Origin of the sequence: Chromohalobacter beijerinckii, from assembly GCF_023061185.1 — a bacterium.
In the GTDB taxonomy this organism is placed as follows: domain Bacteria; phylum Pseudomonadota; class Gammaproteobacteria; order Pseudomonadales; family Halomonadaceae; genus Chromohalobacter; species Chromohalobacter beijerinckii.
The window spans coordinates 44,438-67,360 of sequence record NZ_JAKGAK010000015.1; the positions used below are offsets into that span (position 1 = coordinate 44,438).

At 61.6% G+C, this 22,923-nt stretch carries 19 protein-coding genes; 9 read left to right on the forward strand and 10 right to left on the reverse strand.

From position 1 onward, the window contains the following. Nucleotides 1-80 precede the first annotated feature (80 nt). Complete coding sequence (locus L1075_RS11780; protein ID WP_246922295.1) at nucleotides 81-1,397, reverse strand: 2-hydroxycarboxylate transporter family protein; 1,317 nt, start codon at nucleotides 1,395-1,397, stop codon at nucleotides 81-83. Nucleotides 1,398-1,604: 207 nt separating this feature from the next. On the opposite strand from L1075_RS11780, the gene dcuS reads away from it, so the two are divergent. Together dcuS and L1075_RS11790 are read left to right on the forward strand one after the other, a co-directional pair. Continuing rightward, nucleotides 1,605-3,230, forward strand: a complete 1,626-nt coding sequence (gene dcuS, locus L1075_RS11785; protein WP_246941992.1) for a DcuS/MalK family sensor histidine kinase — start codon at nucleotides 1,605-1,607, stop codon at nucleotides 3,228-3,230. A 21-nt stretch (nucleotides 3,231-3,251) separates the two neighbouring features. Beyond that, nucleotides 3,252-3,992 carry a response regulator gene (locus tag L1075_RS11790; protein WP_246941994.1) on the forward strand — a complete coding sequence of 247 codons (741 nt, stop codon included), beginning with the start codon at nucleotides 3,252-3,254 and terminating at the stop codon, nucleotides 3,990-3,992. 254 nt (nucleotides 3,993-4,246) lie between these two features. Here L1075_RS11790 and zipA read toward each other — a convergent pair whose 3' ends face one another. Next, a complete protein-coding gene (gene zipA / locus L1075_RS11795; RefSeq protein ID WP_246941996.1) occupies nucleotides 4,247-5,539 on the reverse strand; it encodes a cell division protein ZipA in 1,293 nt (430 codons plus the stop codon). 197 nt (nucleotides 5,540-5,736) lie between these two features. Then, nucleotides 5,737-9,231, reverse strand: a complete 3,495-nt coding sequence (smc, locus tag L1075_RS11800; RefSeq protein WP_246941998.1) for a chromosome segregation protein SMC — start codon at nucleotides 9,229-9,231, stop codon at nucleotides 5,737-5,739. Nucleotides 9,232-9,412: 181 nt separating this feature from the next. Here smc and L1075_RS11805 point away from each other — a divergent pair, with 181 nt between their 5' ends. The 4 genes from L1075_RS11805 to L1075_RS11820 all read left to right on the forward strand — a co-directional run bounded on the left by L1075_RS11805 (nucleotide 9,413) and on the right by L1075_RS11820 (nucleotide 12,447). Beyond that, a complete protein-coding gene (locus tag L1075_RS11805; protein WP_040239712.1) occupies nucleotides 9,413-9,886 on the forward strand; it encodes a LexA family protein in 474 nt (157 codons plus the stop codon). Then, nucleotides 9,886-10,509: an IMPACT family protein gene (locus L1075_RS11810; RefSeq protein WP_246942000.1), complete on the forward strand. Its 624-nt coding sequence runs from the start codon at nucleotides 9,886-9,888 to the stop codon at nucleotides 10,507-10,509. The genes L1075_RS11805 and L1075_RS11810 overlap by 1 nt, the downstream gene beginning before the upstream one ends. Nucleotides 10,510-10,635: 126 nt before the next feature. Continuing rightward, the gene (locus L1075_RS11815) at nucleotides 10,636-11,658 is read left to right on the forward strand and encodes a tRNA dihydrouridine synthase (RefSeq protein WP_246942002.1); all 1,023 of its coding nucleotides are present in this window, start codon (nucleotides 10,636-10,638) and stop codon (nucleotides 11,656-11,658) included. Between the two features lie 78 nt (nucleotides 11,659-11,736). Next, entirely contained in the window at nucleotides 11,737-12,447 is a 711-nt protein-coding gene (locus L1075_RS11820; protein ID WP_246942004.1) for a phosphatase PAP2 family protein, read from the forward strand. Here L1075_RS11820 and L1075_RS11825 read toward each other — a convergent pair. Together L1075_RS11825 and L1075_RS11830 are read right to left on the reverse strand one after the other, a co-directional pair. Further along, a complete protein-coding gene (locus L1075_RS11825; protein WP_246942005.1) occupies nucleotides 12,430-13,611 on the reverse strand; it encodes a GGDEF domain-containing protein in 1,182 nt (393 codons plus the stop codon). The genes L1075_RS11820 and L1075_RS11825 overlap by 18 nt on opposite strands. A 241-nt stretch (nucleotides 13,612-13,852) precedes the next feature. After that, nucleotides 13,853-14,950 carry a GGDEF domain-containing protein gene (locus tag L1075_RS11830; protein ID WP_246942007.1) on the reverse strand — a complete coding sequence of 366 codons (1,098 nt, stop codon included), beginning with the start codon at nucleotides 14,948-14,950 and terminating at the stop codon, nucleotides 13,853-13,855. Nucleotides 14,951-15,282: 332 nt separating this feature from the next. Here L1075_RS11830 and L1075_RS11835 point away from each other — a divergent pair, with 332 nt between their 5' ends. Continuing rightward, nucleotides 15,283-15,687: a DoxX family protein gene (locus L1075_RS11835; RefSeq protein ID WP_246893930.1), complete on the forward strand. Its 405-nt coding sequence runs from the start codon at nucleotides 15,283-15,285 to the stop codon at nucleotides 15,685-15,687. Between the two features lie 30 nt (nucleotides 15,688-15,717). On the opposite strand, the gene L1075_RS11840 is transcribed toward L1075_RS11835, so the two are convergent. Both L1075_RS11840 and L1075_RS11845 read right to left on the reverse strand, forming a co-directional pair. Beyond that, complete coding sequence (locus tag L1075_RS11840; protein WP_246942008.1) at nucleotides 15,718-16,407, reverse strand: uracil-DNA glycosylase family protein; 690 nt, start codon at nucleotides 16,405-16,407, stop codon at nucleotides 15,718-15,720. 93 nt (nucleotides 16,408-16,500) lie between these two features. Further along, nucleotides 16,501-16,941, reverse strand: a complete 441-nt coding sequence (locus tag L1075_RS11845) for a VOC family protein (RefSeq protein ID WP_246942010.1) — start codon at nucleotides 16,939-16,941, stop codon at nucleotides 16,501-16,503. A gap of 114 nt (nucleotides 16,942-17,055) precedes the next feature. On the opposite strand from L1075_RS11845, the gene L1075_RS11850 reads away from it, so the two are divergent. Both L1075_RS11850 and L1075_RS11855 read left to right on the forward strand, forming a co-directional pair. Beyond that, a complete protein-coding gene (locus L1075_RS11850) occupies nucleotides 17,056-17,595 on the forward strand; it encodes a DNA-3-methyladenine glycosylase I (RefSeq protein WP_246942012.1) in 540 nt (179 codons plus the stop codon). 43 nt (nucleotides 17,596-17,638) lie between these two features. Then, nucleotides 17,639-18,712 carry a metal-dependent hydrolase gene (locus L1075_RS11855; protein ID WP_246942014.1) on the forward strand — a complete coding sequence of 358 codons (1,074 nt, stop codon included), beginning with the start codon at nucleotides 17,639-17,641 and terminating at the stop codon, nucleotides 18,710-18,712. Nucleotides 18,713-18,773: 61 nt separating this feature from the next. Here the strand turns inward: L1075_RS11855 and L1075_RS11860 are convergent, their stop codons facing one another. The 3 genes from L1075_RS11860 to metE form a co-directional block, all read right to left on the reverse strand. Next, nucleotides 18,774-19,388 (reverse strand): FMN-dependent NADH-azoreductase, encoded by a 615-nt coding sequence (locus tag L1075_RS11860; RefSeq protein WP_246942016.1) that lies wholly within the window; start codon nucleotides 19,386-19,388, stop codon nucleotides 18,774-18,776. A gap of 171 nt (nucleotides 19,389-19,559) precedes the next feature. Continuing rightward, a complete protein-coding gene (locus L1075_RS11865) occupies nucleotides 19,560-20,348 on the reverse strand; it encodes a COG3650 family protein (RefSeq protein WP_246942018.1) in 789 nt (262 codons plus the stop codon). Between the two features lie 200 nt (nucleotides 20,349-20,548). Beyond that, nucleotides 20,549-22,834, reverse strand: coding sequence for a 5-methyltetrahydropteroyltriglutamate--homocysteine S-methyltransferase (metE, locus tag L1075_RS11870; RefSeq protein ID WP_246942020.1), 2,286 nt, complete (start codon nucleotides 22,832-22,834; stop codon nucleotides 20,549-20,551). Nucleotides 22,835-22,923 lie beyond the last annotated feature (89 nt).

Genomic DNA, 22,923 nt, shown 5'->3' on the forward strand with positions numbered 1-22,923 from the left:
TACCCCGCTTAAAACTCAAACGGCGCCCTCCAAGGGGCGCCGTTGATCGTTTCGCCGGACCGAATCCGGCGAAGAACGCTTCAAGTAAAGAACATTGGCACGAGGATGCTGGAGATCAGCAGGATCAAGGCGCCACCCAGCCGCGAGGAGATCTGCGCGAAAGGCATCAGCTGCATGCGCTTGGCGGCGGAGAGTACCGCGACATCACCGGTGCCGCCCATATTGGCCATGCACAGCCCCGCGGTAATCGCCGACTCGACGGGATAGAAGCCGACCAGCTTGCCGACCAGCCCGGCGCCAAAGGCGGCCCCGGCCACTACGGCGAGCACGATCATTACATAGGTCGGCGTGATGGCATCGATCACCTGGCCGAGATCGGTATAGGCAATGCCGATCCCGAACAGCAGTGCGAAGGTCCAGTTCTTGGCGACGAACTGGAACCACTGCGAGGCGGACTCGTTGATGCTTTCCGGCACTACGTTGGCGATCTTGAGCACGGCGACCAAGATGATCATCAGCGCATAGGGGTGCAGCGGGATGAAGCTACCCAGAATCTGCCCGGCGGTGAAGAACGTCAGCGCAGCGACGACACCGATGCCCAGCTTGGAGAGATCGAAGGTGCTCTTGCGCTCCTCGATTTCCACACCCGGCATCATCTGACCGTTACCCGTCAGTTTCGGAAAACGCTTGGCCAACCCGTTGAGCAGGCCCGCGATGATGATCGCGAAGACGTTACCCAGCGCCAGCGCCGGCACCAGAATCGAGATGTAGTAGCTCGCCGGCTGACCGAGAAGCTGCTCGTAGATCTGACTCAAGGGCACCGCGCCCGCGCCCATGCCGCCACCGAGAATCGGCAGAGTGATGACCACCAGGGCGTCCTGCGGCGAAAAGCCCATCAATGCGCCAACGATCACCGCGAACAGCCCCGCGAAGAACACCGCGCAAATCAAGGGGAGCGCGTAACGCGAGCCGACCTTGACCAACACCTTGGAATCCATGCCCAGGATACTGCCGGTAATCAGAGCGGCGATATAGAAATTGAGGAAGCCTCCGCCTTTCATGAACTGGGTGACATTCTCGGAGATACTGGTAGGCAGCCAACCCACATAGACCAATGCGGCCGCGCCGAAGATGGCCAGGATCGCGCCACCGCCCAGGTAGCTTTTGACGATCGGCAGGCGATCACCGATGAAGCCCAGTAATTCACCGAGTATCATCATGACCAGCAGGGCACCGATCATGCCGCTGGGCAGCGTGTCGGTGAACATGGCCACGACCATGACAGCGAAAGAGATAAAGAAAACCGGCAGTGGCATGCCGAAGATGCGCAACGTACCCAGCGCGCTCGAAGCGTGCTGGGTATCGTCCAGGCTTTGTGTAGCGGCACTGGTATTCATTGGCGTGCTCCCATGTGTTGGAATCCACCCGCGCGGGCGGAGAACGTGAACGCCGCCGAGGATAAGCCGCACGTGCCGTGAACCAAGCTTTGCCAACTTATTAAAGCGTTTTGAAATTATTGAAAACGACGATCTTGTATCCGGCATAGCACGTCATGCTTGGGTATTACACCAAGGTCGAAAATCACCCCATATGGCCCGATGCGCATGCCCCGCTTGCCGACTGTTCGTCTCAATGTGCTGATCTCGCTACTCGTTGCCTCGACGGTGATCGTTACGCTGGGCGTGGCGTTGTGGATGTTCGATGCCACCTTGCGCGACACTCAGGAAGAGGCCCAGGCGGCCCGTGTCACCGATATCGCCCAGGTCGTGGCGTCGCGACGGCGTGTCGTCAACGTGCTGAAGGAAGCAGGAGACAAGCGCGATTTCGCCGCCGATAGCGACGTTCAGGGGGAAATCGACGCCTTGCGCCAGCGTCTGAACGTGGACTTCATCGTGGTGATGAATCCCCATGCCATTCGTCTCACGCACCCCGATCCAACGCGTATCGGCGAGCATTTCCAGGGCGGCGACGAAGGCCCGGCACTGCAGGGCGAGCATTACGCCTCGCGGGCCGAGGGAACCCTGGGCGTCAGCATTCGCGGCTTCGCACCGGTACGCAATGATGCCGGCGAGGTGATCGGCGCCGTCTCGGTAGGGGTGACACTGGATACGCTGGGCGCCCGCCTGTCCGACAACCGCCTGCACATGGTGCTGGGCATCGGGCTTCTAATGATTCTCGGCACCCTGGGTGCCAGCTGGCTGGCCCGTTACATCAAGCGTGTACTGATGGGTCTGGAACCGCACCAGATCACGCGTCTGGTGGAAGAACGCCAGGCGATTCTCGGCTCGGTGCACGAAGGCATTCTCGCGGTGGATGTCGCCGGGCGTATTACCCTGACCAACGCTGCCGCCTGCTCGCTGCTAGCCCAAGCGGGTCTTGAAGCGCCGGCGCTGGGCACGCCAATCATCGACTACCTACCGCAGAGCGGGCTGCCGGATGTGTTGCAAAACGGCAAGGCGTCGCTTGACCAGGAAGTCTTCATCAACGGCCAGGCGCTGCTCGCCAATCGCATGCCGATTCGCCACCAGGGCCAGGTGATTGGGGCAGTGGCGACCTTCCGCGACAAGAGCGAAATACGTCTGCTTGCCGAGGAGCTGACCGGCGTCCGACGTTACGCCGAAGCTCTGCGCGCAGCGACGCATGAGTTCAAGAACAAGCTGCATGTCATGCTCGGTCTGATGCAACTCGAGGAATACCCCGCACTGCACCGCTACCTGCGCGACGTGGCGGACCACCATGTCGCGCCGGGGGCGTCCCTGGTCGAAGGCATCGGCGAGCCGGTGTTGGCGGGCTTCCTGCTCGGCAAGCAGAGCGAGGCCCGCGAACGCGACATTACCTTGATGGTGGACGTCGAGGACGCCATCCCCGCGCCGCGAGACCCCGCCATGATTCACACGCTGGTCATCGTGCTGGGCAACCTGCTGGAGAACGCCTTCGATGCTGTCGACGAACAACACGAGCGCCACGTCACGCTCACCATGGGCGTCGATGCCGCCCTGCTATCGCTGCATGTACAGGACACCGGCCCCGGCATCCCCGAGGCCATGCGAGAGCACATCTTCGCCAGCGGCACCTCGTCCAAGGGGCACCAACGCGGCCTCGGGCTGGCGATGGTGCACGAGCATGTCGGAGCACATGACGGTACCCTGGCGCTGTATTCCGAACCCGGGCGCGGCACCTTGATCGAGGTCGCCCTGCCCTATCCCGTTTCGTCCACCACCGAGAATTGAGCGAGCAATGAGAACGCCGGCATGAGCGATACGCCACTGCAAGTACTCATCGTCGAGGATGACCCCATGGTCATGCGCCTCAACGTCGAATACCTCAACCGACTCGATGACGTCGCGCTGGTCGCGCAATGCGGCGATGTTCCCGGTGCCCTGGACGTGCTGGAGCGCGACGCCGTCGACGTCATCCTGCTCGACGTCTATCTGCGCGGCCGCAACGGGCTGGAAATCATCCGTTACCTGCAGCGGCTGGGCCGCGACATCGATGTCATCCTGATCACCGCCGCCAGCGAGACCGAGACCGTGCGCGCCGCACGGCGCCTCGGCGTGCGCGATTATCTGGTCAAACCCTTCGAGTTCGAGCGCTTCAAGGTCGCCGTCGATGCCTGCCGACGTGTGCGTGCCACACTGGAGCACCTCCCCGAACAAGCCGACCAACGCGACCTCGACCGGCTTTTCCAACCCGCCAGGCCACGCCAGACGCGTAGCGATGGGCTGCCCAAGGGACTGACGACGCCCTCATTGGCGCAAATCGCCCAGGCCATTCTGAGTCTCGACGAGGAAACCTTCACCACCGAAAGCCTGATACCGGCCACCGGCATGTCTCGCGTCTCGGTGCGCAAGTATTTGAAATACCTGACCGAGCACGGCTATCTCGGCGAGTCCTTCCACTACGGGCAGGTGGGGCGCCCTTCGTTTACCTATCGCTGCCTGGATACGGCCGCCCTGCAAGGAATCCTCGCAGCTAATCGCACGACACCATGAAATCGACCATCGACATGCATAAAAACGGTTCTTTGCTCACCGCTATCGGGAATAAATTCCCTCCCACAAGCACAAGCTAACCGGCAGGGGGCTGTGGGAGCGAACTTGTTCGCGATGATCTGTGCCGCATTTCCCGGCAAAGTGCGATGAACCCAAAAAAACGAGGCCCCGAAGGGCCCCGCTGGTTTTCAAGAGTGGCCGTCTTAAAGAACAAGCATCAGCGAGAACAGGCAAGAATCGCGATGCTAACGCTCTCAATTCGCCTGATAGCGATGCAGGCGATGGCGGCGCTCGAATTCCTGCACGCGCTGCCGGGCGAACTCCACCGTCTGCGCGGTCATCACGCTGCGGTTTTCGTCCTTCAACTCGCCGCTGAGATTGCGTACCAGCACCATGGCGGTTTCGAACATGGCCTCGAACGCCGCCGCGCTGTCATGCGCGCTGGGCAACGGCATCAAAAACGTCACCCCCGGCGTCGCGAACTCGTCCATGTCATCGAGATCGAACACGCCCGGCTTGAGCACGTTGACCATCGTGAACTGCAAGGCGCTGTCGTCCGACTCGGTCTCGAAACGGTGGAAAACACCCATTTCATGGCAGTAACGCAACCCGCAGGCCAGCATCAGATTGAGCAGGTCCGGGCCTTGGAAACCTGCCTCATCGCGTGACAGCACGCTGATGACGATGACTTCTTCGGCGTCGGACAACGCCTCGCGTGCGCGATCGGCATGTACCGGGTTACGCTTGGCACGCTCTATTGCCGGATGATCGGTGACTACCTCGCGGTGTGCCGTACGTTCCTCGGCACGCGCTGGCTGCGAGGGCGGCGCCTCGGCCTCTTCGTCCGTGGCACGAACCGCCGATGGCTCGTCAGGCATTGCCCGTCGCGTGGACGCTTCCTCACGACGCTGCGGGGCCTCGTCCATTGCCGGACGCGCCGCCTCGGCACGAGCCGAGTCGGGCGCAGGCTCACGAGCTGACGATGACTCAAGCGTCGGCTCGTGATGCGAATGCTCGTCATCAGACAGGTACTCGTCATCGTGGTCACGAGACGCCGTGAAGCGCTGGGCCGAGGCGCTCATACGCTGAGCCCCCGCGCGCACGGCATCCTTCATGCCCTGCATGCCGGAACGTTTGCCCTCCTGAGCGTTATCATTCCGATGTGCATTGCCCTCCTCATAAGCGTGGTCCTCATAAGCATGGTCCCGGCCACGCTTGAGCACGCTGGGCTTGAGCTTTTCCTCGGGGATTCGCTCCTGGCGCAAGGGGGATTCCGGCCGTACCGGTTCACGCTCCTCGCTACGATCGAAGGTGGCATCGCGCACGACACGCGCACCTCCATTGGGCAACTCCCGCCGGACCTCAGCCTCGCGGGCCGCTTTTTCCGGATCCTCTTCCTCGGCGTCCCTGCCCTCGGATACCCGACTATGCGCTGCCTGGTCGAGGCGCGGGACGCGGCGCTGGCGCTGGAGCCGACGCACACCGTCGATCACGATGGTCGTCACCAGTACCAGCCCCAGGATGATTAGCCACTCTCTTAGTTCCATGGGTCGTCTTGCCTGTTCGCTATTGGCGCCATGATTAAAACTCGTTCGTGAAGAAGCATAGCGCGATTAACAAAAAAAGGGCCACTTTTTTTGAATGTCAAGTAGTACCCTTAGCTCAGAGCAATCACCCTTCAATATCCCTGTCGAGGCTCACACAATAGTGTTGGTAACCCTTTTGGCGATTTTCTGCAAGTCGTTCATGCGTCTGCCAGGGTCGCCGCCTCGTCGATTCCTACCGATACCAGCCGGGATACCCCGGCTTCCTGCATGGTCACGCCCATCAATCGTTCGGCCGCTTCCATGGCAATCTTATTGTGTGTGATGTAAATGAACTGAACACTCTCGGACATTTCTTTCACCAGCTTGGCGTAACGTCCCACGTTGGCATCATCCAACGGTGCATCGACTTCGTCGAGCATACAGAATGGTGCCGGGTTAAGCTGAAAGATAGCAAATACCAGCGACAATGCCGTCAGTGCTTTTTCACCCCCCGACAGCAGATGAATGGTGGTGTTTTTCTTGCCCGGTGGGCGCGCCATGATGGCTACCCCCGTCTCTAGCAAATCGTCGCCGGTTAGCGTCAACCATGCGGCCCCACCGCCGAAGACCTTGGGAAAAAGCTCGCCGAAGCCGGCATTGACCTGATCGAAAGTCTGCTTGAAACGCGTCCGCGTTTCCTGGTCGATACGCCGAATTGCCTTTTCCAGGGTCTCGATGGCCTCGCTCAACTCGGCATGCTGGGCCTCGAGATAGTCGCGACGCTCGGCCTGCTGGTCGTACTCCTCGATGGCCGCCAGGTTGATGGCGCCGAGGCGGCGGATCTTATCGCCGAGCTCATCAAGCCGGGTCTGCCATGCCGATTCGGTGGCGTTGGGGTCGAGCCCTTCACGCAGCGCGTCGACATCGTGCCCGAGTTCTTCGAGGTGTGAATCCTGCGTATCGGCTTTCAGTGTCAGGGCCTGCACCTGCATGCGCGCTTCTTCGAGCTTGCCACGTAGACCATCGAGATTGCGTTCGTGTTCCTGGCGCTTGGCTTCGGTGTTGCGTAGCGTTTCGGCCAGTTGGTGGGCGCGATCGCGCGAGGCGTTGAGCGTCGCTTCCTCGCGACTGCGGCGGTCGAGCAATTCGTCGAGCCGTTCCCGCGTTTCCTCTTCCGGTTCACACAGAGTCGCGCGCTGCTCTTCGAGCATGGCGAGCTTCTCGGCCAGGCGCTCGCGCTGATCACGCGAGCGCGCATGCTGCTGATCGAGCCCTGAGCGCTCCGTCTCCAAACGCTGACGCTCCATCGCCAGATGTTGCTGGCGCTCGCGCGCAGGCGCTACCTGCTGGCGTAGGGACTGGGCTTTTTCCCGCGCATCGCGACGCTGATTTTCCAATGCCTCGCGCGTCTGGCTATTGGCGTCCACGTCACTCATCGCCGCCTGCCAGCGCTCACGCGTTTCCTCGAGTTCCAGGCGTCGCTCGGCATGGCGCTCGACGAGCTGCGCCACATCATCATCGAGCTCACGAGAGCGTGCGTCGAGCTGTTCCAGGCGGCTCGCCAGCCCAGCCTCGCGCGAGGCCAGCTGCTGCCGACGCTGTCCAAGGTCACGCTCCTGAAGACGCAGCGATTCGAGCTCCGCCACCGCGTGTTCCACCGCTTCACGCGCGGTATGCAACGTTTTCTCGAGGGTCTCGAGCGAGGCTTCGAGCGCCGCGAGATCGGCTTGCAGTGTCTCGCGTCGACGGCGCTGAACCAGCACGCCATCATCGGATGCCGACTCGCCACGCCGGCGCACCCAATCCGGGCCCAGCCACAGCCCGCCAGGGGTGACCACGCTCTCGCCTGCCATCAAGCGCGTGCGCGTCGACCAGGCGGCCTCCTCATCGGCGGCGCAGTGAATGCCATTGAGCCAAGTGCCCAGCGCCCCGGCGCCATCGACTTGTGCTCTCAATGTGCCGGCAACCGGCACCACGTCATCGCCACCTAGCAAGGCCAATTCAGCAGGCGGGGCGTCGGCGACGATCTCGGCCATGGTGGAGGTCGTCGCGAGGCGCGCCTTGAGCCACGGCGACAAAACCCAAGCCACGACCGTCTCCCAGGGCGCGGCGACTTCCAACCGTTCGGCCAGACGCGGCGCCTCGGCCAGGCCATGGCGCTCGAGATGCGACTCCAGGGCGGCGTCGTCATCGGTCAGGGCGGCATCGAGCAAGGCCTCTACCGACGCCAGCTCGCCCTGCAGGCGGCTCAGCTGCGAACGCTGGGTATCGCGCTGAGCTGCTGCTTCGTCGAGGCGTGTCTGGGCGTCCTCGCGTTGTTGTTGCAGGCGCTCACGTTGACTTTCTAACGCCTCCTGATCGAGATCCAGCGCCTCGAGTTGCTCGCGCAGTTCACCGCGCTCGCCGCGCAACGCTTCGACATCAGGCAGCTCCTGGCGTTGCTGGCGACGCTTGCCGATCTGATCGTCCAATTCGGCGATGGTGTTTTCGAGGCGACGCACGTCGTCCTGGGCACGCTCGGCTCCGTGCGCCACATCACGATCGCTTTCGTTGAAACGCTCCCACTCTTGTTGCGCGGTGGCAGCTTCTTCGTCGGCGGCGTCTAGAGATTCTTGCAGCATCTCCAGCGTTTCCTGGGCCTCTTCAAGCTCGGGAGCGATGCTCTCAAGACGCTCGTCCAAGGCCGCACGACGCTCGTCGTCCTGGGATCCCAACTGTTCGAGTTCGTTCAGCTCACGGCGCGCATCCTCTATATCCTGCGCCAGTTGCTGATCGCGCGAACGCGCATGCTCGATGGACTGCTCGATCCGCGCTATCTCGGCACCGGTCTCATAGAAGCGAGCTTGATGGGTCTCCAGCTCGGCGGCGACCTCATCGTGCGCCAGCCGCGATTCTTCCAAACGACTTTCGCATTGGCGCTGGCCGAGGATCTCGTGCTCGACCTGATTTTCCAGCTCGCGGACGTGCTGTTCCTGGGTATGCTGCTGGGTACGAAACGCCCGTGTGCGCAGCAGCGCCAGCTCGCCCTTGAGGCGATATTCCTCGTCTTTCAGAGTCTGGTAGCGCCGCGCGGCATCGGCCTGGCGCTTCAGACGCTCGAGCTGCTTGTCGAGCTCTTCGCGAATGTCGTCGAGGCGGTCGAGGTTCTCCTGAGTGCGGCGCAGGCGATTCTCGGTTTCGCGACGGCGTTCCTTGTACTTGGAAACGCCCGCCGCTTCCTCCAGTGTCGAGCGCAGCTCCTCGGGGCGCGCCTCGACCAGCCGCGAGATCATGCCCTGGCCGATGATGGCGTAGGAACGCGGCCCCAACCCCGTACCCAGGAAGAGATCGGAAATATCGCGACGTCGACACTTCTGGCCGTTGAAGAAATAGTTGGATTGGCTGTCGCGGGTGACCTGGCGCTTGACGGAGATTTCAGCGTACTGGGCGTAAACGCCGCCCATGGTCCCGTCACTGTTGTCGAAGACCAGTTCGATGGACGCCTGCCCCACCGGCGAGCGCCCGGTGGAGCCGTTGAAGATGACATCGGTCATCGACTCGCCGCGCAGCGTCTTGGCAGAGGATTCACCCATCACCCAGCGCACGGCGTCGATGATGTTCGACTTGCCGCAGCCATTGGGGCCGACGATGGCGGTCATATTGCCGGCGAACGGCACATTGACCGCATCGACGAACGACTTGAAGCCGACCAATTTGATGGACGTGAGGCGCATGCGCTGCCGGAATTCCCCAGGATGAGTCGCGGCCCGATGCTCGAGCCATGCATGAGAGCCCGCAGTCTATCCGAGGCGCGGGCGCGGCCCAAGCCCCTTTACCAACTCCATATCGCCACCGGGATTTGCCGCCTCGCCCCGCCTTGCTATGATGCCGCAGGATCATCCGAGGGAGAGGGTCATGTCGCACGTTACGCCGCACTACCTGCAGCGCCTGCCGAACCTGCCACTATCGGACGCCGCCTGGGAAGAGATCGACCCGACCGATTTCGTCGAGATTCCCCTGTTGGGCGTGGTCGCCGCCGGTCTGCCCATGGAGGCCTGCCTCGACGATGAGGCGATTCATGTACCGTCGCGCATGGTGCGACGCAATACCTACGCCTTGCGCGTGCGCGGCGACTCGATGATCGACAGCCACATTTTCGATGGCGACATCATTATCATCGAGCGCTTCGAGTCCGCCGAAAACGGCGAAACCGCCGTGGTACAAATCAACAATCAGGAAGTCACGCTCAAGCGGCTTTACATCGAGAAGTCCGGTGTGCGCCTACAACCCGCCAACGATGACATGCCGCCCATCTATCTCAAGAACGACGATGTACAAGTACTGGGGCTGGTGATGGGCGTGATGCGTCACGCGCCCACGAGTCACTGATGCGTTACGCAATTCCCGATCTCGCATCCGGTGAGCATCGCTACCATGAGATCGAAATCGAGAAGAGCCGCTTCATTACCTGGACGGCTTTTATCCCCGATATCGCCAGTTTCGACACGTTACTGGCGCAAGCGCGGGCCGCTCATCCCCACGCTAGCCATCACTGCACGGCCTATATTGCCGGTGCTCCCGGTGAGCAGAACGCCATCGGCTTTTCCGACGACGGTGAGCCCGGCGGCACCGCGGGGAGGCCCATGTATCAGGCGCTAGAAGGCTCGGGACTGGGGCAGGTCGGCTGCGTGGTGATTCGTTACTTCGGCGGCACCAAGCTGGGCACCGGCGGCCTGGTCCGCGCCTATACACAGGCGGTCATCCAGGCACTCGAGGACCTACCACGACGCCCTTTCATTGAGCGCCGAACGCTGCGGATACGCATCGATTTCGCCGGTGAAGCCATTGCCCGCGAGTGGCTCGCCACACAGGATGCGATCATCGAAAACGCCGATTACGAAGCCGACGGCGTGACACTCGACATCGCCTGGCCCCGCGAACGCGCAAGCGACCTGAGCGAGCTGACCTCGCGCCTCAAAGGGCGGCTCACCCAGCTCGACGTTTCATTGTAGGCAGCGAAATCTCACCCTCACCGCTCTCGCGGCAACTGGCGTTTTTCTTATCGTCCGGGGGTAATGACATAATACCCTGCCCGGTTCAGGGGATTTTGTAATGACACCAAGGGTGATGGCGCAGACATGACGCAAGTGGCCAGCGGGCGCATCGGCCTGGCACCGATGGAAGGCGTGATCGACGTGGTCACGCGAGATTTGTTGAGCGCCGACGGGGCGCTCGACTGGACGGTGACCGAATTCGTGCGCGTGGTCGACGCACGTCTGCCGGCGCGTGTGTTCCTGCGTCACTGCCCCGAGCTCGAACACGCCACTTGCGCGACCTCGAACGGTACGCCGGTTCATCTACAGCTACTGGGTTCCGACCCCGATGCCCTAGCCGCAAACGCGGTGCACGCCCAGGCACTCGGCGCCCGTCAAGTCGATCTCAACTTCGGCTGCCCGGCCAAGACCGTCAATCGCCATGACGGCGGCGCCTCGCTGCTGCGCGACCCTGAGCGCGTCTACCGCGTCGTGCGTGCCGTACATGAGGCGCTGACGCCCCTGGGGATCGATGTCACCGCCAAGGTGCGCTTGGGCTTCGACGACAAGCAACTGGCACTCGCCTGCGCCGAGGCCGCCGAAGCCGGAGGCGCGGCACACCTGGTGGTGCATGCCCGCACCCGCCGCGAAGGGTATCGACCACCGGCGCATTGGGAATGGATCGGACGGATTCGCGCCCGACTCTCAATTCCGGTGATCGCCAACGGCGATATCTGGACACTGGAAGACTATTGGAAGGCCCGTACGCTATCGGGCTGCACGGATGTGATGCTGGGACGCGGCATGCTTGCCGACCCTTGGCTTGCGCGGCGCATCAAGCATTGGCAGCGTACCGGCGAGCACTTGCCGGAGACACCCTGGGCGGCGCGTGCCGAGGTGCTGGCGGCCTATGCCCAGCGTATGCGCATGCACCTGCCGGAAAAGATCGTCGTCTCGTTGCTCAAGCAGTGGCTCAATCAGATGCGTGGACGTGACGATGAAGCTGCCAGGCGCTTCACCGCCCTGCGACGCCGTACCGAGTTGCAGGCGTTTCTTGACGGTCTAACACCCGTCATGCAGGACGACATCTCTGCCCGCCAAGAGGTCGCTATCGGGATGAACGGCTGAACCTCGAGTTATCAAACGCTGTTCACAATGATAACGAAGCGTTAGAATCCAAGGTTCATCCACCCTACTTTCACGTCCATGAAAATCACCCGCATCGCTTGCTACAACATACTGGGGTTGGCCTTGCTCCTCAGTTGGTGGCTGCCTCATTTCCCCTTCTGGTCGACCCTCGATGACGACATTTTCTGGTTCTTCAATCAGACGCTGTCGATCACCGATCATCCGCTTTGGACGACACTGGTCGCCGTGCTCAACAACCGTGATTTCGATATCGCCAGCTTCCTGGCCCTGGCCGCCGTTTTCGCATGGGCCATGCGCCTGGACACACGTCCCGAACGCCTGAAACGCTGGAGCGCCATCGGCGTGAGCATGCTAGTCACTGCTGGATTATTAAGCTTACTGGTCAATAAACTGGTGACCTACGGACACCCCAGTCCGACCCTGACGCACAGCGGAATCCATCTGTTGTCGCAGGAGGTGAGCTTCGCCACTAAGGATCGCTCAGGCAACAGCTTTCCCGGCGATCATGGCCTGATGCTGATGACCTTTACAGCGTTCATGTGGCATTTCGCGGGACGTCGCGTCGGCCTCGTCAGCGCCGTATTGGCTGTCGCCTTGAGCGCGCCACGCATCATCGGCGGCGGCCACTGGTTCAGCGATGTTTACATGGGGGCACTTGCCATTGCCCTGCTGTTCCTGCCTTGGGTGTTGTGTACCTCATTGGCCAACCGCATGGTCGCCTGGTGTCAGCGCGGCCTCGAACGTCTTTCTTCACGCCTTGACCACTGAATCGTCATGCCGCCGAGGCGATTCGAACGGGCACGCCTCGGCGCCTTCGACGACACACCGGGTCGGCATGGGGGGCAATGTATCGAATGCCTCCCAGGACATGACGCGATCGCGCCCTGCGCCTTTGGCGGCATACAACCGTCGATCGGCCAAGGCGATTATGGCGCTTAGCGTCGCCGCCTCGTCTTGGGTGGCGAGGCCTTGACTGACGGTCATTCCGAGCGACTTGTCGGGTAGCACCAGCGGCTGGTCGCGCACGAAGCTCGCGACACGCTCGGCAACCGTCATGGCGGCGACACGCGACGTTCCCGGGAGCAACAGCATGAATTCCTCGCCGCCGTAACGCCCTAACATATCGCCGTCGCGCAAACCCTGGCGCAGGCACTTCACGAGGTGGCAGAGCGCCGCATCGCCCGTGGCATGCCCATGTAGATCATTGAACCGCTTGAAATGATCGACATCCAGTAACACGATCGCAAAGGGTCGCTTGGCGCGCTGCCAACGTTCAGCAATGGCGATGATCGCACGACGATTGAGAGCGCCGGTCAGCATGTCGTGCAACGCTTCACGGCGATACGCACGTTCAAGCCGCTCGGTGACACCTTCCAGCCCCATCAGTACACCGCCGAATAGCACCCCCGTCAGCACCAGGTTGACCCACAACAGCCACGTCGCCACCGTCGGTGATAGCTCAACCGAGGGTGCCCCCTGGTGCATGCTCATCAACAACACGCCGACCACGCCCAGCAGCAACAGCGACAACACGATCTTATAACTACGCGGGATCGCGCTGATGTGCAGCACTAGCAATGCCAAACCCACGTAGAACTCAAAGCCGACGCCGGCTCCGTAGAGGCGAATCGACTCGCCAATCAGCAGCAGCATCATGCCCCACAACAAGGTCGCGCCCCAGGCCATGTAGCCTCGATGATGCAACCCGCGCGCACCGAGCGTCATCAAGACACTGAATAGGACGATCAATATCGGGCCGGGACGTCCTAGCCACACAAACAGCGGTAGCATCAAGCCGGCATAGGCCACCAACGCCATGGCGTAAAGGTGGGCGAAGGTATCGAAATAACGACGATATTCCGGCGGCAGGGGGCAATATGGAGGCAACGATGTACCTCGGCTTCCCCAGAGGCGGTAGGCGCGTAGCGGCATGATGAACGAATCCCTTTTTATTGCGTTAGGCCACGTCATACGACGGGCCTCCCCCTGCATCGATTCCCTAGCAAGGTTAGCCATATTCGGCGTATCAAAAGGACGATTCGTGTATGAATTTAGCCGCTTTGCAGCATGAAATTCGTCAAACGCCAAATAAGCAAAATGCCATGTTGTCGCTTCGTTGCGCTAGGGTGTCCGTATTAGATAAAACGCTATCCACAAGGCGTTCCGAGACATGTCACAACACCGCCGCCGGCCCGATGATTTCCAGGTCACTCATGACCAACTGATCGCGCCCGGCGGACTTGGCGCGATACAGGCGGCGATCGGCCATGTCGATGAGCGCTTGCAATGAAGTGGCTTCCTGGGCCGTGGCCATGCCCATGGAGAACGTCACCGGGAGAGTCAACGCTTCCATCCGACACGGCTGCTCCACCAGGCATCGACGTATGCGCGATGCGACCGACAGCACCTCGTCCCGCGTGCTGTCGGGGAATATCATTAGAAACTCCTCGCCGCCTACGCGCCCGAGCCGGTCGTCTTCACGCAAGGCGGCCCGTAATATATACGCTAGGTGACGCAAGACTTCGTCGCCTGCGGTGTGGCCATGGGTATCATTGACTTGCTTGAAGTGGTCGGCATCGAGCAGCAATAGCGTGAAATCCCGCCCCTGCTGCCAGAGCATGCTGGCCTCGTGAAAGATAGCGCGCCGGTTGAGCACCGTGGTGAGGTAATCATGGGTGGCGTCACGCCGGAAATGGTGTTCGCAGCGTTCGGTGATCACGTGCAGCCGCCACAGGATCAGGCTCAGAATCAGGAAGACCATGACCAGATTGGTCAGGCGGATGTCCTCGCGAAACTCCTTGGCTTCCAGCATCCAGGGGGTGGAATGCGGGGCCATCAGCAAGGTCGCCAGCGCCACGCTGCCGACCGTGGCACTCATCACGATCTTGTAACGCGCCGCCATGTCGCTGATCAACATCTCGCAAAGCAGCAGGAAAAAGTAATATTCGAAGCCGGCATCGGGGCCGATCAGCCACACACTCGACGTGATCAAAAGCAGGGTGGCGGTCAGCTTGACGGTCATCGCCCAATGCAGCTGCAAACGTCGGTGCAACATCAATGCTGCGGTATTGGTCGCCACGCAGGCGAGATTCAAGACGATCAGCAGCGAAGTCTGTAAACCGATCAGCACACATGCAAACAGCAGATGCCCCAGGCTTGCGAGCACAAACGTCTGTGCTATCACCTCATAGCTTCGTCGTTGCTCCAGTGGCAGTGCCCCTGGAGCACTGCACGACCAATCCCAGAGCCGCTGCAAGGCCCTTGAAGTCATCTTGGATATCCCTTTGTACCCGCGTACCGTTGCGTGATTCGCAACGTAGCATCTTCGCCTCCGCCCCCTTTTCGTTGGACCTCAGGGCAAGGATCGTTATTTGACGCCACCGGATGACGGCCTTATCCGCCAGTATCGGTGCCAATATCTGCAAGGATCCGCTTCCAGCGACATTTGCTAAGAAAGCTTAGTTAATGCGCACCAAAGTGTTAGTAAAACGTAAATAAATGTTACTAAGTATCGTGACTGGTGAGCGACGCGCGAACATGCGAAGGTTCACACGCCTTGCCCGGCTAGATGCCGGTTTCATACGACTAAAGGATGCCGAGCCTATGCAACGACTGCTGCATCATGATGACCTGGGAAAACTGATTCTGCGCCTGGCCGTGGGTGGGCTGATTCTGTTGCACGGCATCGACAAGCTCTTGTCACCTGCCAGCATCACTGACATCGGCAATATGCTCGACGCCATGGGCGTCCCGGTCTTTCTCGCGTATGGGGTACTCATCGGGGAGATCGTCGCGCCGTTGATGGCCATCTTGGGCTGGCAGGCACGCATCGGCGGCCTGTTGATGGCCGGCGACATGCTGGTGGCGTTTATCCTCGTCCACCACGACGAGTTGCTGACGCTCAATGCGCAAGGCGGCTGGACGCTAGAGTTGCAGGGCATGTTCCTGTGCGGTGCCCTGGCGATCATGTTCATGGGCAGCGGGCGCTTGGCGATGCACCCTGACTAATCCGGCGCCTTATACCACTCCTCACACTACTCAGTGGGCGCACTCCAGAGCAGCGAGGCGTGCCTCCAACAATGCCGGAAAGCGCTTGAACCAGGTTTGATTGAGAGGTGAGGGATGCGGCAGCGGCGCCAGCTGGAACTCGGCACTACGCCCGTCAGGGAGTGACAGCATGGTGGTATGCAGCGCCTCAAAGCGGTCCTCGCGCGCCCAGAACGCCTCCAGTTCACGCTTGATCTCGCGCGACTGGCCGATGGCGAACCACAAGAACGCCTCGCGCCCCAGAGTAATCAAAGTGCGACCCTGCCAGTGCGCGATCAACAGCTCCGCCATCAAGGGCTGAAAGCGCTTCTTGACCGCCATCGACCACGCTTTATTGCCGGTCGGCTTGTAGGGCACGGTATTGGCCCAGAAATAACGCCGCCCCACGGCGAGTGACGCTTCGAAATTGGGCAGTGCCTCCCCGTGCAGATGTTCATATAGCCCGGCCCGCACCTTCTGACCGCCGCTACCCACGAAGGGCGCACCATGCGCGACCTCCTGACGGCCGGGGTCGCGGCCGAAAAAGCCCACCGGCGCATTGCGGGGGCCCAAGCCGATGATCGGTTCCAATGGGTCACGCCGGTTGGCGAGGTAGACATCGCGATCGATGCCGTCGAGCTTGTCGGCTTCACGGCGAAATGCATCGCGCAGCGCCGGCGTGAGGGTCACGTCTTGTGACATGCTTGGCATCCTTTCCAGCTCAAAGGGTTCGTTCAGCCTCCAACGATAGTCGCGCCCCGTTCATCGCGAGAATGGGGCGCGGCATTTGGTGACTTACCAGCTGCCGGTATTTTCCATCGACGACCACGGTTCCTGAGCGGGCAACGCATCGCCCTTTTGCAACAATTCCACGGAGATGCCGTCCGGCGAACGAACGAAGGCCATGTGGCCGTCGCGCGGCGGGCGATTGATGGTCACGCCGTTATCCATTAAATATTGGCAAAGTGCGTAGATGTCGTCGACACGATATGCCAAGTGGCCGAAGTTGCGACCGCCGGTATAAGTCTCCGGATCCCAGTTGTAGGTGAGCTCGACCTCCGGGGCCTTTTCCTCGTGCGAACGCTGCTCGTCTTCCGGCGCGGCGAGGAACACCAGAGTGAAGCGGCCTTTTTCGTTCTCCTTGCGCCGCACTTCCTTGAGGCCCAGCAGGTCACAGTAGAAACGCAGCGAGGCGTCGAGATCGGCGACACGGACCATCGTATGCAGGTACTGCATGGTAAGCTCCTCATGATGTTATGCAGGCTAAATGTCTATGGTAAACCAGCCCACCGGTCACAGCGAATTCATCCCCGGCGTGGCGATTCGTCAACACTTCGCGAGGCACTCCCCATGAGCACGTATTGCGACCATGCCCCCGGCCATCCCTTTCATGGTCCTTACCATGATCACGAGTATGGGTTTCCCGTGCGCGACGACGACCGACTCTTCGAGCGCCTGATCCTTGAGATCAACCAAGCCGGCCTTTCCTGGCTGACCGTGCTCAAGAAGCGCGAGGCGTTCTCGGCAGCCTTCGATGACTTCGTCGTGGCACGCGTCGCCGCTTACGACGATACGCAAAGGGCGCGCCTGCTCGCGGATGCAGGTATCATCCGTAATCGGCGCAAGGTCGACGCCGCGATTCACAATGCCAACGTCGTGCTCGCCTTGCAGGAGTCTCACGGTAGCTTCGCCGTCTGGCTCGATGCGCATCATCCACGCCCGCTGGACGAGTGGGTGCGATTGTTCAAACGCACTTTCCGTTTCACCGGCCCCGAAATCGTCAACGAATTTCTGATGAGTACCGGCTATCTACCGGGGGCCCATCGCGAAGACTGCCCGGCCCAGCACCAGGTACGCGCACAACGGCCACCGTGGCTCAACACCGAATGAATGATCATCGGAAACACGCCGCCGCAAGGGGAGATCACAGCGCATGGATTCACTGACGCAGGCCTGCCTCGGCGCCGCCATCGGCGGTACCGTGCTGGGCCGCCGTCTAGGCCGAAAGGCCGTCATCGCCGGCGCCGTGCTCGGCACATTGCCCGATCTCGACGTAGTCATCGACTATGGCGACGCCGTGGCCGATTACACCTATCACCGAGGGTTCAGTCACTCCCTGTGGGTACTCGGCGCCCTCGCCGTCCTACTGACCGGGCTGGCTCGAGCAGGCGAACGTTGGCGTCAGGTCTCGCCTCCCATCGGCACATGGCGCTGGGGCCTACTGTTTGGCGGCTGCCTGCTGACACATCCAATGCTAGATGCCTTCACCACCTATGGCACCCAGCTCTGGTGGCCGATGACGACGCCACCGGTGAGTTGGCACAGTATTTTCATCATCGACCCGCTGTTTACGCTGCCACTGCTGGTGGGCGTGGTCGCCGCCCTGATCAAGGGCTACTCACCGCGCCTGCTGGGCTGGGGGCTGACGCTCGCTTGTTTTTATCTGACGTTCGCCGTCGCCGCGCAGAACACAGTGAACGCGCGCATCGGCCCGAGCCTGGCCAGTCAAGGGCTCGAGAACGCCCCGCGCCTGGTCCAGCCAACGCCTTTCAACACCCTGCTCTGGCGCATCACAGTCGTCCAGGACGACGCCTACTACGAAGGCGTCGTGAGTCTCTTCGATGGCCACACGCCGATGGCGCTGACCCAGCTGCCACGTGGCGGCGAATGGCAGGATGCCGCTTTGGAAACGGCGGCCGGGCAGCGTCTTGCGTGGTTCGCCGGTCCTTTTCTGCGCTATCGCACCGAGAAACACCACGGTTCGACCCGACTGATCGCCACCGACCTGCGTCTGGGCACGCCCGGCTATCACATGTTCAACTTCACGCTGGCCGAGCGCCGCGGCGATGATTGGCACCCCATCGACAGCGAACGTATCGCAGGCGCGCGTCCCGACAGAACAGCCTTCGCCGCACTTTTTCAACGCCTGATCGCTCCGCAAGCCAGCGCCTGCCTGCCGCTGGATGACCGTCAGGCGCGGTGCCTCACGCCGGGGGCCTCGCTCTAGTACGAAGAAGGCGGCTCATTGTGAGCCGCCTTCGCCTTTCTACCGTGTGCCGCTGTCTGTGTCAGAGACGCTCCGCCGTGTAATTCGCCACCGCCTGACGCGCTTCACCCATGGCCTGGTCACGCACCCCCTCGCCCATGTTGAGACCTTCCGCGTAGATCCAGTCGATGTCGCGAATGCCGATCAAGCCCAGCAGGCTGCTGACATGGCCGGTCTGAGTATCCATCGCAGTACCAGCATACTGGCCGCCGCGTGCCGCGAGCACCAGGGCGCGCTTGCCTTCGACCAAGCCTACCGGACCATTTTCCGTATACTTGAACGTCTTGCCGGCCCGCAGGATACGGTCGAACCACGCCTTGAGCTGGCTCGGAATGCCGAGGTTGTAAAGCGGTACTGCCAACACGATCAGATCATGCGCCAGCACCTCCTGGATCAACGTCTCGGAACGCGCCGCCAGCTCATGCTGGGCCGCATCACGCTCGTCGGGAGCGGTCATCCAACTGGCCATTTCAGCGCCATCGAGATGCGGAAGGTCGAGGGACACGACATCGCGCTCGGTGAGTTGGATATCGTCGCGCGCGCCGAGCTGCGCTTTGAAATGCGTCGCCAGCGCACGTGACTGGCCATTTTCACCGAGGATGGAAGCGGTCACCAACAAGATATTGCGAACGGCCATGCGAAAGTCCTTTCATTGGTTTCAGAGCAAATAATGCGAATAGCGCTATTATTCGTTGCCCTTTTTGAAAAGAAAAACGCAAAAAAGCCCATGAACCGTTCTACAAAAACGAATGCTTGTACCTCCCCGCTTTCTTGGCTGGCGGGCTTGGCTGGCGAGGGGGACCGAGACTCAGTCGCTCCGCTCCACGCCCTGGCCACAGCCCACCAGCGTTTGATCGCCCTGTTCGACACGTACCCGGACGGGATACGGCTTGCCGCTCATGCTGTCGAAACAGGCCCGTGCCTTGAGTTCGACGGTCACCGGCGCGTCGGCATCGCCAGCCTCGAGCGTCATAGCAGCCTGGTGGCCGTTGTCGAGCCGCGTGACCCGATAATCCAGCGTGCGCTTTTGCTCACCGTATTGCGTGATCAACGTCAGTTGCGGCGTCTCGCGATCGAGCTCGAGCGTCCATCCAGGTTCGTTGCCCTGTCCCTTGAAGATCGCTCTCGGGGCATCGGCGCGCGTGATCGCATCGCGACGAGTCTCTTGCTGACAGGCGAGCTGGCCATTGTCGCTTTCGACGTGCGCCTCGTCGCCCTGCTGGGCGAACGTCAGGGTACCTTTCCGATAGCGCTTGCCCTCCGCGACCACGCTACGCTCGAGCCCATAGTACCCCTGCGCCGACCACAACCGCAGGTTGTCCCCGGGCGAGGCCGAGATGAGATCCTGTGCCGGTGTGCAACGCCAGGACACGAATGCCTCCGCGCCATCGGCAAAGAAGGCGCTCGGCAACAGCGGCGACTTGGGGGTGTCGTCGCTCTCGTCCGGCTTATCGAGACGCGGCGGCGGGTTGAAATCACTCCCCGTGGCGTCGCTCACCTGTGGCGGCTTCTCGACACTCGCGCAACCGCCCAACACGGCAACGCATACCACACCCGACAAGACGTGCCGCGCACGCCGAGACATTCTGGGAAACATTCAGCTTCTCCTTGCTGGTCAGGACCCACCCCGCATCAGCGGGGCATGTTGCATGCAATATCGATCAATCAATGAAGGCCGATAGCATACCAGTCCTCATGCCATGAGAAACGCTGGCGCTACGAGAAACGACTGCACCATAAGAAACGCGCCGCCGAGCGGTGGCTCGGCGGCGCGTTCATGGCGTCAACGCAAGAGACTTACCCGTGGCGGCGGCGCAGTTCCTTGGCCGCATCGACCATGTTGGCTAATGCCGGCTCGACTTCCGCCCAACCGCGCGTTTTCAGGCCACAGTCCGGATTGACCCAAAGCCGCTCGGCGGGGATCTTCTCGGCGGCTTTTTCCATCAACTGCACCATCCATTCCACTTCGGGAATGTTGGGCGAGTGGATGTCGTACACGCCCGGGCCGATCTCGTTGGGATAGGCGAAGTCCTGGAAGGCGTCGAGCAGCTCCATGTCGGAACGTGACGTCTCGATGGTGATCACGTCGGCATCCAGGGCCGCAATCGCCGCGATGATGTCGTTGAATTCCGAATAGCACATGTGCGTGTGGATTTGCGTCTCGTCGCGAGCGACGGCCGCGCTCAACTTGAAGCTTTCCACCGCCCAGTCGAGGTAGCGCTGCCATTCGCCCTGCCGCAGCGGCAGCCCCTCTCGGAGTGCCGGCTCGTCGATCTGGATGATCTTGATACCCGCCGCTTCGAGATCGGCGACCTCGTCACGCAAGGACAGGGCGATCTGACGGCAGGTGGCATCGCGTGGCTGGTCATCGCGTACGAAGGACCACTGCAGAATCGTCACCGGCCCGGTGAGCATGCCCTTCATGGGCTTGTCAGTCAGCGATTGCGCGTACTCGCTCCAACGCACCGTCATCGGGCCGGGGCGGCTCACATCGCCGAAGATCACCGGCGGCTTCACGCAGCGCGAGCCGTAACTTTGTACCCATCCAAAACGCGTGAAGGCAAAGCCATCCAGCAGTTCGCCGAAATACTCGACCATGTCGTTACGCTCGGGCTCGCCGTGGACCGGTACGTCGATATCCAGTGCTTCCTGACGCTCGACAGCGTGGACGATCTCCTCGCGCATGCGGGCCTCGTAAGCATCGCGGTCCAGCTCACCGTTCTTGAAGGCGCGGCGCGCGGCCCGGATGTCCTGCGTCTGCGGGAACGAACCGATCGTGGTGGTCGGAAACAGCGGCAGGTCGAGATGACGACGCTGAGCCTTGGCACGCGCGCTGTAAGGGCTCGGGCGCTCGGCGTCGTTGGTGGAAATGCCCGCCAGACGTTCCCCCACGGCGGGCTTGTGAATGCGCGGAGAATTGCGGCGTGCCTCCAGCGCCTGTGTGGCGGCCTCCAGGCGCGCCGTGTCTTCCGGGGCAGCACGACCATCGAGCAAATGCGACAGCGTGACGATTTCATCGAGCTTTTGCCGCGCGAAGGCCAACCAGCTCTTGAGTTCGGCATCGAGGTCGGTTTCTGCCTCGAGATCCACCGGCACGTGCAGCAGCGAGCAGGAGGCCGAGATCCACAGACGTTCGCCGAGACGCGCGCGGGCCACTTGCAAGCGCTCGCGCAGTGCCGCCAAGTCGGCGCGCCAGATGTTGCGTCCATCGATGGCACCAATGGATAGCACCTTGTAGGTGGGAAGACGGTCGAGTACGGCGTCGAGCTGTTCGGGCGCGCGTACCGTATCGATGTGCAACCCGGCGACAGGCAATCCGGCGGCCAGGCCCAGGTTGTCGCCCAGGGCGCCGAAGTAGGTCGCCACCAGGAGCTTGACCTGCGCGGACTGCAACTTGTTGTAGGCGGCTTCGAAGGCCTGACGCCAGTCACGAGGCAAGTCCTGCACCAGCGCCGGCTCGTCGAGCTGTACCCATTCCACGCCCTGCGCCGCCAAACGTTCGAGGATCTCGCCATACACCGGTAACAGTGCATCGAGCAGGGTCAGACGGTCGAGCCCTTCGCTTTTTTCCTTGGCCAGCCACAACCAACTGATGGGCCCCAATAACGCCACCTTGACCGGGTGCCCCTCGGCCTGGGCTTCGGCGACTTCATCGAACAACCGCGTAGAGGCCACCCGGAAGCATTGATCGGTATGCAGCTCGGGGACCAGGTAGTGGTAGTTGGTGTCGAAATACTTGGTCATCTCACAAGCCGCCGCTGGCTCGCCGGTGGGTGCCCGGCCACGCGCCATGCGGAACGTCGTATCAAGATCGACCTCGCCTTCGACGGCCCCGAAACGCGGCGGCACCGCACCCAGCAGCGCGCTGACGTTGAGCACCTGATCGTAGAAAGCGAAGTCGCCCACGGTCACGAGATCGAGCCCCGCATCGCGGCTGGCTTGCCAATGCGCGGCACGCAGCGCCTTGCCGCTCTCCTCGAGCGTGGCCTGATCGATATCGCCTTTCCAGTAGGCCTCGACGGCCTTTTTCAACTCACGGTTCGCGCCAATGCGCGGATAACCCAGAATGTGTGCCAGCGCCATCGTGTTTCCTCTTGCGGTATGCGGCTAGAATGAGTGACTTTCAGTAATAAGTGACTTCTTGGTCACGGCGACGCCGTGATGTGCTGGCA